Here is a 12,953-nt window from a genome sequence, read left to right on the forward strand (position 1 = left end):
TGTCTCAGATGTTCCGGAAGCGGTTGATGGCGTCGACGTGCTGCGCGCGCTTCTCCGCGTCCCGCACGCCCAGGCCCTCCTCGGGGGCCAGGCAGAGCACGCCGACCTTGCCCTGGTGGACGTTGCGGTGCACGTCGTGGGCGGCCTGGCCGGTGTCCTCCAGGGAGTACACCTTCGACAGCGTCGGGTGGATCTTCCCCTTGGCGACGAGGCGGTTGGCCTCCCAGGCCTCGCGGTAGTTGGCGAAGTGGGAGCCGATGATCCGCTTCAGGGACATCCACAGGTACCGGTTGTCGTACTCGTGCAGGTAGCCCGAGGTGGAGGCGCAGGTGGTGATGGTGCCGCCCTTGCGGGTGACGTAGACGGACGCGCCGAAGGTCTCGCGGCCGGGGTGCTCGAAGACGATGTCGATGTCCTCGCCGCCGGTCAGCTCGCGGATGCGCTTGCCGAAGCGCTTCCACTCCTTGGGGTCCTGGGTCCGCTCGTCCTTCCAGAACCGGTAGCCCTCGGCGTTGCGGTCGATGACCGCCTCGGCGCCCATGGACCGGCAGATCGCCGCCTTCTGCTCACTGCTGACGACACAGATCGGGGTGGCGCCGCCGGCGAGCGCGAACTGCGTGGCGTAGCTGCCGAGTCCGCCGCTCGCGCCCCAGATGAGGACGTTGTCGCCCTGCTTCATGCCGGCGCCGTTGCGGGAGACCAGCTGCCGGTAGGCGGTGGAGTTGACGAGCCCGGGGGCCGCCGCCTCCTCCCACGACAGGTGGTCCGGCTTGGGCATCAGCTGGTTGGACTTGACCAGCGCGATCTCCGCGAGGCCGCCGAAGTTGGTCTCGAAGCCCCAGATCCGCTGCTCGGGGTCGAGCATGGTGTCGTTGTGGCCGTCGCTCGACTCCAGCTCGACGGACAGGCAGTGCGCGACGACCTCGTCACCGGGCTTCCAGGCGTTGACGCCGGGGCCGGTGCGCAGCACGACGCCCGCGAGGTCGGAGCCGATGATGTGGTACGGCAGGTCGTGGCGCTTCGTGAGCTCGCTGAGCCTGCCGTAGCGCTCCAGGAAGCCGAAGGTCGACAGCGGCTCGAAGATCGAGGTCCACACGGAGTTGTAGTTGACCGAGGAGGCCATGACGGCCACCAGGGCCTCGCCGGGGCCGAGTTCCGGCACCGGCACGTCGTCCAGGTGGATCGACTTGCGGGGGTCCTTGTCGCGGGTCGCGAGGCCCGCGAACATCTCCGTCTCGTCCTTGTGCACGGTGATCGCCCGGTACGACTCGGGGAGCGGCAGGGCGGCGAAGTCGGCGGACGTGGAGTCCGGTGACTGGATCGCGTCCAGGATGTCCTTCACGGTCACGGTGTTGCCTCCGGCGATGAGCGCCCCGAGGGAAGGGCGCTGGGGGTTGCGTCGGTGCTGCTGAGGGGTGAGGGCGGGCCGTCGGTTCGGCGGGTGGTGCGGTCCGGCAGCGCTGGGTGGCGCGGGAGGGTGCCTGTGACGCAGGCGTCCGGGCGCGCGAGCCGTGGGCTTGCGGGGACAGCCGGCGTACGTCTGGTCTCTGCACGCCGGCCGCCCGGACACCTTCAACGTATGACACCGCGTGTCACCCCGCAAGGCACTGAGTGCCAGAAATTGCTCTCAGATGAAATCTTTACGTAACAAATGAGCGATGATCGATCGAACGGGCTCGGAAATCCGCGCGAAAACCTGCCCCGACATGCCAAAACGGCCACCCGGGCGGGTGGCCGTCGTCACAGTGACCGGCGGTGCCGGAGCGTTCCGGAGCGTCCTCAGCGCTCCCTCAGCGCTCCTTCAGCGCCTGCTCGATGGTCCGCATCACCTCGTCCAGCGGGGCGTCGGTGCGGGCGACCGTCACCAGCACCTCGCCCTGCGCGGAGACCGCGGCGGGGGCCGTCCTGGGGGCGGCGGAGCCGCCCCGCCCGGCTCCGATGCCCGTCCCGAACGTCTTGCGGACGATCGCGAAGGCATGGTCGAGCTGGGCCTCCACGTCGCCCTGGCCACCGGCCCTGAGCCAGCGCCGCAGCACGTGGTTGTGGGCGGTGACCACGGCGGAGGCGGCGACCTCGGCCAGCAGCGGGTCGTCGTTGGCGTCGTCGTCGTGGGCGTGCTCGTCGAAGTGGCCGAGGAGGTAGCGGGTGAAGAGGCGCTCGTAGCGGGCCACCGACGCGATCTCGGCCTCGCGCAGGGTGGGCACCTCGCGCGTGAGCTTGTAGCGGGCGACCGAGATCTCCGGCCGGGCCGCGTACATCGTCATCACTTCCTTGATCCCGCGGCACACCGTGTCGAGCGGGTGCTCGTGCGCGGGAGCCGCGTTCAGCACCGCCTCGGCGCGGATCAGCGTGTCGTCGTGGTCGGGGAAGATCGCCTCTTCCTTGGAGCGGAAGTGGCGGAAGAAGGTGCGGCGGGCGACCCCGGCCGCGGCCGCGATCTCGTCGACGGTGGTCGCCTCGTACCCCTTGGTCGCGAACAGCTCCATGGCCGCGGCCGCCAGTTCCCGGCGCATCTTGAGCCGTTGGGCCGCCGCGCGGGAGCCTGCGGCACTTTCCGGCGCGTCGGGCGTGGCGGGGGTACGTGAGGACTTGGCGGGCTGGGACATGCCCTGAACGTACTGCATGTGCGCAGCTCGGCGCGCCTGTGCGCGGTTTCCCCCGCCCCGGGCGGGCGGGGCGGGGGCCGCCGGTTCCAGCAGGCCGCCCCAGTCCGCACCGGCCCGGAACCAGTCGCCGACGCCGTCAGCGGCGGGCATACTCGCGGAAGCCGCGGCCCGTCTTGCGGCCGAGGCAGCCCGCGGCCACCAGGTGCTCCAGCAGCGGTGCCGGGGCCAGTCCCGGGTCCCGGAACTCGCGGTGCAGGACCTTCTCGATGGCAAGCGAGACGTCCAGCCCGACCACGTCGAGCAGCTCGAAGGGGCCCATGGGGTAGCCGCCGCCCAGCTTCATCGCCGCGTCGATGTCGTCGAGGGACGCGTAGTGCTCCTGCACCATCTTGATCGCGTTGTTGAGGTACGGGAACAGCAGCGCGTTCACGATGAAGCCGGCCCGGTCCCCGCAGTCGACGGCGTGCTTCCCGATCCTGCCGCACACCTCGTGGACCGTCGCGTGGACGTCCTCGCCGGTCAGGACCGTGCGGACCACCTCGACCAGTTTCATGGCGGGCGCCGGGTTGAAGAAGTGCATGCCGATCACGTCCTGCGGGCGTGAGGTGGCGCGGGCCAGGGCGACGACCGGGAGCGAGGAGGTCGTCGTGGCGAGCACCGCGCCGGGCCTGCACACCTTGTCCAGCGCCGCGAACAGCTGCCGCTTGACGTCCAGGTCCTCGGCGACCGCCTCGACGGCCAGGTCGACGTCGGCGAAGGCGTCGTGGCTGCCGGCCGTGGTGATCCGCTCCAGGGCCTGCGCGGCGGCCTCGGCGGTGAGCCGGCCCTTGTCGACGGAACGGGACAGCGACTTCCCGACGCGGGCCTTCGCGGCCTGGGCCTTCTCCTCGCTGCGGGCGGCCAGGACGACGTCGAAGCCCGCCTTGGCGAAGACCTCGGCGATGCCCGAGGCCATCGTGCCGGAGCCGGCCACACCCACGGCGCGCACCGCGCGCCCGGGGACACCGCTCCCGTCCGGGGCGGGCGTGAAGGCATCCGGCACGACCGTCGGGCTGCCCGGCGCCTCGTACGTGTAGAAGCCGCGGCCCGACTTGCGGCCGGTCAGGCCGGCCTCGCTGAGCTGCCGCAGGATCGGCGCGGGGGCGTGCAGCCGGTCGTGGGAGGCGGCGTACATGGCCTCCAGGACCGTCCGCGCGGTGTCGACGCCGATCAGGTCGAGCAGGGCGAGCGGGCCCATCGGCAGGCCGCAGCCCAGCCGCATCGCGGCGTCGATGTCCTCGCGGGAGGCGTACTTCGCCTCGTACATCGCGGCGGCCTGGTTGAGGTAGCCGAACAGCAGCCCGTCGGCGACGAACCCCGGCCGGTCGCCGACCGCGACGGGCTCCTTGCCGAGGTCCAGCGCGAGATCGGTGACGGCGGTGACGGCGGCCGGCGCGGTCAGCACCGAGGAGACGACCTCGACCAGCTTCATCGCCGGCGCCGGGTTGAAGAAGTGCAGCCCCAGCACGCGCTCGGGACGCGCCGACTCCGCGGCGAGCCGGGTGACGGACAGCGCGTTGGTCCCGGTCGCCAGGATCGCTCCGGGCCGCACGATCCCGTCCAGCTCCCGGAAGACCTGCTGCTTGATCTCGTACGACTCCGGCACCACCTCGATGACCAGGTCGGCGCCGGCCGCCGCGCCCAGGTCGGTGGAGGTGCGCACCCGGGCGAGGGCGTCCGCGCGCTCCCGCTCGGTCAGCCGGCCGCGCGCCACGGCACGGGCGGTGGAGGCCTCCAGGGCGGCGCCGCACCGCGCCGCCTGGGCCTCGCTGATGTCGATGCCGGTCACCTCGCGGCCGGCCCTGGCCAGGACCTCGGTGATGCCGGTGCCCATGGTGCCGAGGCCGACCACGGCGATCGTCCGCAGCGGGGACGGGGCGGGGGACAGGGGAGTGGCCATCGCGGGACTCCAGAAAATGAGGGTGACGACGGGGAACGCGCCCGTGCGCCGAGGACTCCGAGAGTTCCAGTAGCTCCGAAGAGGCCTGGGCGCAGCGGGTGCGGAAGGAGTGCGGGTGGTGCCGGGCTACAGGCGCACACGCCCGGGGCCGTCGCTGCGGACGCGCACGCGTCCGAGAACGGTGATGACCGACCGGCCCTGTCCCGGGACCGGGTCGTACAGGAGGTACCTCGTACAGGAGGTACGAGGCGTACCGAACCGACTGCTCCCGTCGGCGGCTGCGTCACCAGGCCGCCACGAGGGGGTTCCGCGAGTGGGTAACTCGCTCGTCTGAGCCTAACCGGCGGGTAACGAGCGCGCCAGCCCTCGGAGTTTGTGATGTACGTCCCGCCGTCGCGGGGGCGGGCCTAGGCTCGGGCGCATGGACGAGGAGTTGCGATCGCTCACGGAGCGCTTACGGCGGGAGTCGGGGGACTCACCGGAGTTCGGGCGGCTCGCGGCGACCGACGACCGCGACGCGCTCGCCGAGGTGCTCACCGCCGCCGGGCAGCCCCTGTGGGCCCGGGAGATGGCCGCGTTCCGGCTGGGCGTCGCGGGGGACCGGCGGGCCTTCGAGGCGCTCGTCCTCCTCCTCAACCACCGCGACCCGCCGCGCTGCGCCTCCGCCGCCCACGCCCTGGCCCGCCTCGGCGACCCCCGCACCGCCCGCGCCGCCGCCGCCATCGCCACCAACGAACTGCGCGTCGCGTACGCCCTGCACCCGGTGCGGCTGCTGGTGGAGCTGCGCGCGCCCGAGTCGGTGCCCGCACTGATCACGACGCTGCGGCGCCGGCTGAGTCCGCACGACCCCTACCGGCGGGTGGCGCTCGCCTGCGTGGACGGCCTCGGCACCCTCGGCGACGACCGGGCCCGGCCCGTCCTCAACGACGCCCTCGCGCATCCGGTCCTGGCGGAGGCGGCGGTACGGGCGTTGGCGCGGATCGCGCGCCTGGGGTGAAGGGGGTTCGTGCGGGGTGTTGGTGGGGGGTGGGGGTTGGGGGGTGCTGCGGTGGGTGGGTCGCTGCGGGTCGTGGGGGTTGGTCGCGCAGTTCCCCGCGCCCCTGGGGGTGGGGGTGAGCGGCCGTCAGGGGGTTGGGGGCGGTGCAGGGCTTCGGCGCCGCCCCCGGCAGGGCGTTGGGTGGTGGTGGTCAGCTGCGGAAGCCGAGCAGGCCGTGCAGTGTCGCGCCGCGGGTCGAGCCTTTGGCGGCCTTCGCGCTCAGCGGCTCGGGGGCCGGCAGCGCGGTGCACACCGCGTCGACCGGGCCGGTGCCGCGCGGCACCGTGCCGTCCGTCAGGTAGGCCGCCAGGTGCTTGTCCAGGCAGGTGTTCCCGCTCAGCGTGATGCCGTGGTTCCCGCCGCCCTCCTCGACGACGAGGCGGGAGCCGCGCAGCAGGGAGCGGACCGTCGTGGCGCCCTCGTACGGGGTGGCCGCGTCGTCCGTCGCCTGGAACAGCAGGACCGGGGGCAGCTTGCCGTTCCTGATGTTCACCGGGCCCAGCGAGCGCGTCGGCCAGAACGCGCACGGCGCGTTGTACCAGGCGTTGTTCCACGTCATGAACGGCGCCTTCCGGTGCACCGCCCAGTTGTCCGAGCGCCACTCGTCCCAGTCCCGCGGCCAGGAGGCGTCACGGCACTGCACCGAGGTGTAGACGCTGTAGCCGTTCTCCCCGGAGGCGTCGACCGCGGCGAAGTTCTCGTACGCCTCGACCAGCGGGTCGGCGTCGGCGGTGGTGGCGTACGCGGCGAACGCCTCGGCGAGGTAGGGCCAGTAGCCGTTGTAGTAGCCGCCCGGCAGGAAGGTGTCCTCCAGTTCGGCGGCGCCCACCTTGCCGCCCGCCGGCCGCTTCGCCAGCGCCGCCCGCATCGCGTACCACTTCGCCTCGACCGCCTCGGGGTCGGTGCCGAGGCCGTACGTGGCGTCGTGCCGGGCGATCCACGCCATCAGGGCCCGGTGGCGGCCGTCGAAGGCGACGTCCTGGGCGAGGTTGTCCTCGTACCACACACCGGTGGGGTCGACGACGGAGTCGAGGACGAGCCGCCGCACCCGCTCCGGGTACAGCTTGGCGTAGACGGCGCCCAGGTAGGTGCCGTAGGAGTAGCCGAAGTAGTTCAGCTGCCGTGTTCCGACGGCCCGGCGGATGGCGTCCATGTCCCGTACGGCGTCGAGGGTGTCGATGTACGGCAGCACGCTCGCGTACTTCTTGCCGCAGGACTCGGCGAACGACCTGGCGCGCTTGAGGTTGGCCCGCTCGACCGCCCCGGTCGCCGGCAGCGAGTCGGGGCGGACCGGGGTGAAGTGGCCCGGCGCGCAGTTCAGCGCCGGCGTGCTCCTGCCCACTCCGCGCGGGTCGAAGCCGATGACGTCGTACTGGGCCGCCACCTCCTTCGGCAGCGCCGACGCGACGTAGCCGGCGAGCGTCAGCCCGCTGCCGCCGGGCCCGCCGGGGTTCACCAGCAGCGGCCCCTGGTACGTCGTCGCGGTGTGCGGTACGCGGGACAGCGCCAGCGTGATCTTCTTCCCGCCCGGCTTCGCGTGGTCGAGCGGCACCTCGAGGGACGCGCACTGAAGCGTCGGGTAGTCGGTGGTGGCGCACTTCTTCCAGGTGAGCGCCGCCGTTCGGGCGGTGTCCGCGGGGTGCGACGGGTCGGCGGCGGCGGGTGCGGCGGTGATCGTCCCGGCCACGACGGCGGCGGCAGCGCACAGCACGGCTGCGCGTTCTCTCATGAAGTCCTCCCAGGACGGAGGTCGACGGGCCGCGGTGGTCACGGCCCTCGGCGCATCGTCCCGGAAAGAGCGTCCGTAAGAACCCGTTCTGCCGATTGTTGACCCGTTTGCGTCGCGGGATGCCCTCGGACGCGCTCAGATCAGGCTGAGTTGGGTCGGCCCCGACCCGGCGGGCCGCTCCACCGGTTCGGGCGGCCGGATCCTGCGGGGCATGCCCGCGCGCGTGGGACCGATCCCGTACTCCCCGGCCAGTTCGTGGACCTGACGGGTGATCCGGCGCTGGTACCACGTCGGGGCGTAGGCGCCGTCCGCGTACAGCCGCTCGTAGCGGCGCACCAGGTGCGGGTGGTGCCGCCCGAGCCACGCCATGAACCACTCGCGGGCGCCGGGCCGCAGATGCAGCACCAGCGGGGTGACGGAGGTCGCCCCGGCCGCGGCGATCGCCCGGACGGTGTCGCGCAGTTGCGCCGGCCCGTCGCCGAGGAAGGGGATCACCGGCGCCATCAGCACCCCGCAGCCGATGCCGTGCCCGGCGAGGGTGCGCACGACGTCCAGGCGGCGCTCGGGGGCCGGTGTGCCCGGCTCCACGGTGCGCCACAGCTCGGTGTCGGTGAAGCCGACCGACACGGAGATCCCCACGTCGGTCACCTCGGCGGCCTGCTTCAGCAGGTCGAGGTCGCGCAGGATCAGGGTGCCCTTCGTCAGGATCGAGAAGGGGTTCGCGCGGTCGCGCAGGGCCGCCAGGATGCCGGGCATCAGCCGGTAGCGGCCCTCGGCGCGCTGGTAGCAGTCGACGTTGGTGCCCATCGCGACGTGCTCGCCGTGCCAGCGGGGCGAGGCAAGCTGGCGGCGCAGCAACTCCGGCGCGTTCACCTTGACGACGATCTGGGTGTCGAAGCCGACGCCGGTGTCCAGGTCCAGATAGCCGTGGGTCTTGCGGGCGAAGCAGTACACGCACGCGTGCGTGCAGCCGCGGTAGGGGTTGACCGTCCATTCGAACGGCATGCGCGAGGCGCCCGGCACCCGGTTGAGGACCGAGCGGGCCCGCACCTCGTGGAAGGTGATCCCGCGGAACTCGGGGGTGTCGAAGGTGCGGGTGGTGACCGCGTCCGCACCGAACAGCGCGGCGTCCGCCGCCCGGTCGTGGCGGGACCCCACGGTGAGGTTCTCCCAGCGCATGACGCCTCCTCGGTAGCGCTGCGCCCACAATAGAACAAGTGTTCCTATGATCGTGCGACGGCCCTTTCCGACCGTCCCGCGACCGCTCGCGCAACCCCGATTTGGGCGCCCGGGACCCGGGGTGGTTGGCTTGCCCCCACACCCGAGGAACCTTGAGCACCACGGACCTGGAGGAACAGCAATGGCGCAGGTCGAAGCCACCACCGAGCGGGTCGTCGCGGCGGACCCGGAGACGGTGTTCGACACGCTCGCGGACTACAGCGGTACGCGTGCGAACCTGCTGCCCGAGCACTTCAGCGAGTACGAGGTGCGCGAGGGCGGCGACGGTGAGGGCACCCTCGTCCACTGGAAGCTCCAGGCCACCAGCAAGCGCGTCCGCGACTGCCTCCTGGAGGTCACCGAGCCCACCGACGGGGAGCTCGTCGAGAAGGACCGCAACTCCTCGATGGTCACCGTCTGGCGCGTCACCCCGGCCGGCGAGGGCAAGTCCCGCGTCGTCGTCACCACCACCTGGACCGGCGCCGGCGGCATCGGCGGCTTCTTCGAGAGGACCTTCGCCCCCAAGGGCCTCGGCCGGATCTACGACGTGCTCCTCGCCAACCTCGCCACCGAGGTCGAGAAGTAGTCCCACGCGGAGTCCCACGCGGTCGAGGGCCCGGCACGCCACGGCGGTCGGGCCCTTTCGCCGGTTCGGGCCGTTCTCCCTCCGGACCGCACCGGACCGCACCGGACCGCACCGGACCGCACCGGACCGGACCGCACCAGACCGCACCGAACCGGACCTGATCTGACCAGACATGACCTGACCGGACAGCACCCTGACCGAACCGAACCGGACCGGACAGGACCCCCCTCCGTACCCGTCATCGCCGCCGTGAAACCAATTCCAGGATTGCCGCACATGCCCGGCGACGTGCGCCGTACGGTGGTGGCTGCGGGGACGGATCTTGCACAGCTCTGGGGAGAGAGGTCTGGGCCATGGACCGTGGCACCGACAGGGGCACGCCTCCCAGCCGCGGAGCCGACAGCGGTACGGCGGCCGGTCCCGCCGACGCCGGACGCGTCCCGCTCGCCGTGGTCGTGGTCGACCGCGACGGCCTCGTCTCCCACTGGAGCAGCGGCGCCCGCCGCCTCTTCGGCGTCCCCAAGGACGAGGCGATCGGCCAGGACGCGATCGACCTCCTGCCCGTCTCCGGCGCCCTCCCCGAGGACGACGACGACCTCCCGTACGACGACGGCCTCCCGTACGGGCAGGACGCGGCCGCCGACGGACTCGGCCCGGGGCTGGGCGACTCCCTCGACGGCGGATTCGGCTACCCGGCCGCGGGACGGGCCCGGCTGACGGTGCCCGGGCGGAGAAGCGGGACGGGGGACCCGCCGCCCGCGGGGTGCGGGAGGGACCGCGTCGACGTGCTGTGGTGGGCGTACCCGCTCGTCGGACCGGGCCGGGAGCGGCTGCTCGTGCTGGCCGCCGACGCCCGGGCCCTGTACCACCGCGAACAGGCGGACGGCCCGCTCGTCGAGCGCATCGCACCCGGCTTCGCCCTGCACACCGACTTCCCCGGCGCCGCCGACCTCGCCCGCCGGCTCCCCGAGATCCTGCCCAGCATGAGCGTCGGCGAGAGCGCCCGCATCGTCGGCCAGGTCCTCGAACTCGGCTATCCCGTCCTGGAGTTCAGCCAGAACGACCGGGTGCCCGTCACCCCCGACTGGGGGGTGGCCCGGCGCGCCGAGCGCAGGGCCCGCCGCGAGCGCGCCGCCCGTGCCGCCGCCGAGGGCCTGCCCGCGCCGGAGAACCCCGACGACGAGGGCGAGGACCTCGAACACGCGGCCGTCCGCGAACGCCTGGAGTTCCTCAACGAGGTCAGCGGCCGCATCGGCACCTCCCTCGACCTCTCCCGCACGATCGCCGAGGTCAGCAGGGCCGTCGTCCCCCGCTTCACCGATGTCGCCGGCACCTACCTGCGGGAACAGGTCGTCGCCGGCGAGGGCTTCCCCGAGGGGGTGCCGGACACCACCACCCTGTGGCACCGGGTCGCCGTGGAGCACACCGACGAACCCGGCCGCTGGGACGACGTGGTCCCCGTCGGCGAGGCCATGCCCTTCCCGGCGCACACCCCGTTCTTCCGGTGCATGACCACGGGCGAGCCGGTCCTCGTGCCGCGCGTCGACGAGCGGATGGCCCACGCCATCGCCTCGCAGTTCGAGAAGCGCGACATCCGGCCCCTGATCGCCGGCCGCTCCCTGCTCGTCGTCCCGCTCAAGGCCCGCGACGTCGTCCTCGGCTTCATGATCCTGCTGCGGCACCCCGAGCGCGCCGAGTTCGACGACATGGACCGGGTCACCGGCGCCGAACTCGCCGCCCGCGCGGGCCTCGTGCTCGACAACGCCCGGATGTACACCTACCAGGAGAGCGTCGCCGAGGCCCTCCAGGACAGCATGCTGCCGCGCATCCCGCCGCGCCGGGCGGGCTGCGACATCGCCACCCGCTATCTGCCGGGCACCCTGCTCGGACGGGTCGGCGGCGACTGGTTCGACTCGGTCAAACTGCCCGGCGCCCGCACCGCCCTCGTCGTCGGCGACGTCATGGGGCACGGCCTCGACTCCGCCGCCATGATGGGCCAGTTGCGTACGGCGGTGCAGACCATGGCCGCCCTCGACCTGCCGCCCGCCCAGCTCCTGCGCAACCTCGACGACCTCGCCCAGCGCCTCGGCGACACCTACCTCGCGACCTGTCTGTACGCCGTCTACGACCCGGTCGCGGGCGAACTCCACCTCGCCAACGCGGGCCACATCCCCCCGGTGCTGGTCCGGGCCGGCGACGGCCGCAGCGAACTGCTCGACCTGCCCACGGGCGCGCCGATCGGCGTCGGCGGCGTGCCCTTCGAGGCGGTCCGCGTCCGGGTGGAGCCCGGCGACCGGCTCGTGATGTGCACCGACGGCCTGGTCGAGGTGCGCGGCGAGGACATCGGCGTGCGCCTGGCGGCCCTGTGCGCGTCCGCCGCGCATCCGGCCGCCTCCATGGACGACGCCTGCGACACCATCGTCCGCGCCCTCAACCCGCGGGGCGGCCGCAAGGACGACGTGGCCCTGCTCATGGCACGCCTCAACGGCATCGCCCCCGGCGACGTCGCCGAGTGGACCTTCCCCCTCGACCCGCGCGAGGCGGCCCGGGCCCGCGCGGTGGTCCGCGAGCAGCTCCACGACTGGGGGCTGTCCGACCTCGTGCACCCCGCCGAGCTGATGGTCGGCGAACTGGTCACCAACGCCCTGCGGCACTCCCACCGCCGGCCCGTCGCCCTGCGGCTCGTCCGCGGTGACACCCTGCTGTGCGAGGTGGACGACGACGACCACGAGCTGCCGACCCTGCTGAGCGCCGGGCCCGGCGACGAGGCGGGGCGGGGGCTGCGCGTGGTGAGCACGCTGGCCCGCGAGTGGGGCACCAGCCGCACGGCCGACGGCAAGTCGGTCCGCTTCGAGCTGACACTGCCCCGCCGCTGACGCCGGCCGGAGCGCGCCGAACACACGGCGGGCGCGCTCCGGGCCTGCCCCCCTGCACGCCCCGGCGCGCTCCCGGCGTACGGGCGGGGCGTGCCGGATCACCTGGTGCGCTTGTCCGCGCCCCCGGGGAGCGATACACCGTACTGGCCCGTCACTACGGCGGATCGGCCTCGCACCCAGGGGAGTTGGGCATGAGCGTGACGCGTCGGTACCGGGAGGCCTGGGAGGGCTTCTGGCGCGAGGCCCCCGGGGAGGCGGGCGGCGTGTTCTGGGACGCCGACCCGGCGGTGACCGCCGCCCACCACCTCGCCTACTTCGAGCCCCGGCTCGTCGACCCCAACCTGCCGCTGATCGACCTGGGCTGCGGCAACGGCACCCAGACCCGCTTCCTCGCCGACCGCTTCCCCCAGGTCGTCGGCGCCGACCTGGCCGCCACGGCCCTGGACCACGCCCGTCGCGCCGACCCCGCCGGGCAGGCGGCGTACCGGCTGCTGGACGCCGCCGAACAGGGCGCGGCCGAGGCGCTGCACGCCGAACTCGGCGACGCCAACGTCTACATGAGAGGCGTCCTGCACCAGTGCGAGCCCGACGACCGGCAGCCGCTGGTGGACGGGATCGCCACGCTCCTCGGCGGCCGCGGCCGGGCCTTCCTCGTCGAGCTGGCGGAGGCGGCCCGCCCGGTCCTGGCGAGCCTGGCCGAGGGCCCCGACGGACCGCCCCCGAAGCTGGACCCGGTCCTCCGGCACGGCATCGCCCCCGGCGAGGTCGCCGACGACGCGGTGCCCGTCTACCTGGGCGCCGCGGGACTCTCCGTCCTCGCCGCCGGGGACCTCCCCCTCACCACCACGGAGTTCCTGCCCGACGGCACCCGGATAGCGCTGCCGTCGAAGTGGATCGTGGCCGGCCGGACGGCCTGAGGGGGCACCTCCCCGCGGGGTGGCCCTCGCCCGTCGACGGCCTCGG

Annotated in this window: 9 protein-coding genes; 4 read left to right on the forward strand and 5 right to left on the reverse strand. The window is 73.2% G+C overall.

All coding sequences use genetic code 11. From position 1 onward, the window contains the following. Positions 1-4 precede the first annotated feature (4 nt). From ccrA to ACZ3KJ_RS28455, 3 genes are all read right to left on the reverse strand, one after another. A complete protein-coding gene (gene ccrA, locus ACZ3KJ_RS28445) occupies positions 5-1,342 on the reverse strand; it encodes a crotonyl-CoA carboxylase/reductase (protein ID WP_467531316.1) in 1,338 nt (445 codons plus the stop codon). A gap of 448 nt (positions 1,343-1,790) precedes the next feature. Continuing rightward, positions 1,791-2,606 (reverse strand): TetR family transcriptional regulator, encoded by an 816-nt coding sequence (locus tag ACZ3KJ_RS28450; protein WP_389514707.1) that lies wholly within the window; start codon positions 2,604-2,606, stop codon positions 1,791-1,793. Positions 2,607-2,742: 136 nt separating this feature from the next. Continuing rightward, positions 2,743-4,545, reverse strand: coding sequence for a 3-hydroxyacyl-CoA dehydrogenase family protein (locus ACZ3KJ_RS28455; protein WP_467531114.1), 1,803 nt, complete (start codon positions 4,543-4,545; stop codon positions 2,743-2,745). A gap of 421 nt (positions 4,546-4,966) precedes the next feature. Between ACZ3KJ_RS28455 and ACZ3KJ_RS28460 the strand changes: the two genes are divergently transcribed. Continuing rightward, the gene (locus tag ACZ3KJ_RS28460; protein ID WP_467531116.1) at positions 4,967-5,542 is read left to right on the forward strand and encodes an adenylosuccinate lyase; all 576 of its coding nucleotides are present in this window, start codon (positions 4,967-4,969) and stop codon (positions 5,540-5,542) included. A 190-nt stretch (positions 5,543-5,732) separates the two neighbouring features. On the opposite strand, the gene ACZ3KJ_RS28465 is transcribed toward ACZ3KJ_RS28460, so the two are convergent. Both ACZ3KJ_RS28465 and ACZ3KJ_RS28470 read right to left on the reverse strand, forming a co-directional pair. Continuing rightward, entirely contained in the window at positions 5,733-7,310 is a 1,578-nt protein-coding gene (locus tag ACZ3KJ_RS28465; RefSeq protein WP_467531117.1) for an alpha/beta hydrolase, read from the reverse strand. Between the two features lie 135 nt (positions 7,311-7,445). Continuing rightward, positions 7,446-8,489: an Rv2578c family radical SAM protein gene (locus tag ACZ3KJ_RS28470; protein WP_467531119.1), complete on the reverse strand. Its 1,044-nt coding sequence runs from the start codon at positions 8,487-8,489 to the stop codon at positions 7,446-7,448. Between the two features lie 181 nt (positions 8,490-8,670). Between ACZ3KJ_RS28470 and ACZ3KJ_RS28475 the strand changes: the two genes are divergently transcribed. The 3 genes from ACZ3KJ_RS28475 (at position 8,671) to ACZ3KJ_RS28485 (ending at position 12,907) form a co-directional block, all read left to right on the forward strand. After that, a complete protein-coding gene (locus ACZ3KJ_RS28475; protein ID WP_389514696.1) occupies positions 8,671-9,114 on the forward strand; it encodes an SRPBCC family protein in 444 nt (147 codons plus the stop codon). A gap of 353 nt (positions 9,115-9,467) precedes the next feature. Continuing rightward, complete coding sequence (locus ACZ3KJ_RS28480) at positions 9,468-11,990, forward strand: SpoIIE family protein phosphatase (protein ID WP_467531121.1); 2,523 nt, start codon at positions 9,468-9,470, stop codon at positions 11,988-11,990. A 191-nt stretch (positions 11,991-12,181) separates the two neighbouring features. After that, a complete protein-coding gene (locus ACZ3KJ_RS28485; protein WP_467531123.1) occupies positions 12,182-12,907 on the forward strand; it encodes a class I SAM-dependent methyltransferase in 726 nt (241 codons plus the stop codon). The last annotated feature ends 46 nt before the right edge of the window (positions 12,908-12,953 follow it).

It is taken from the genome of Streptomyces sp. NPDC003248 (assembly GCF_055563235.1).

Coding starts and splice junctions, on each gene's coding strand:
- ACZ3KJ_RS28475 (WP_389514696.1), top strand. CDS start 8,671: ATGGCGCAGGTCGAAGCCACCACCGAGCGGGTCGTCGCGGCGGACCCG.
- ACZ3KJ_RS28485 (WP_467531123.1), top strand. CDS start 12,182: ATGAGCGTGACGCGTCGGTACCGGGAGGCCTGGGAGGGCTTCTGGCGC.
- ACZ3KJ_RS28470 (WP_467531119.1), bottom strand. CDS start 8,489: ATGCGCTGGGAGAACCTCACCGTGGGGTCCCGCCACGACCGGGCGGCG.
- ACZ3KJ_RS28460 (WP_467531116.1), top strand. CDS start 4,967: ATGGACGAGGAGTTGCGATCGCTCACGGAGCGCTTACGGCGGGAGTCG.
- ACZ3KJ_RS28455 (WP_467531114.1), bottom strand. CDS start 4,545: ATGGCCACTCCCCTGTCCCCCGCCCCGTCCCCGCTGCGGACGATCGCC.
- ACZ3KJ_RS28450 (WP_389514707.1), bottom strand. CDS start 2,606: ATGTCCCAGCCCGCCAAGTCCTCACGTACCCCCGCCACGCCCGACGCG.
- ACZ3KJ_RS28465 (WP_467531117.1), bottom strand. CDS start 7,310: ATGAGAGAACGCGCAGCCGTGCTGTGCGCTGCCGCCGCCGTCGTGGCC.
- ACZ3KJ_RS28480 (WP_467531121.1), top strand. CDS start 9,468: ATGGACCGTGGCACCGACAGGGGCACGCCTCCCAGCCGCGGAGCCGAC.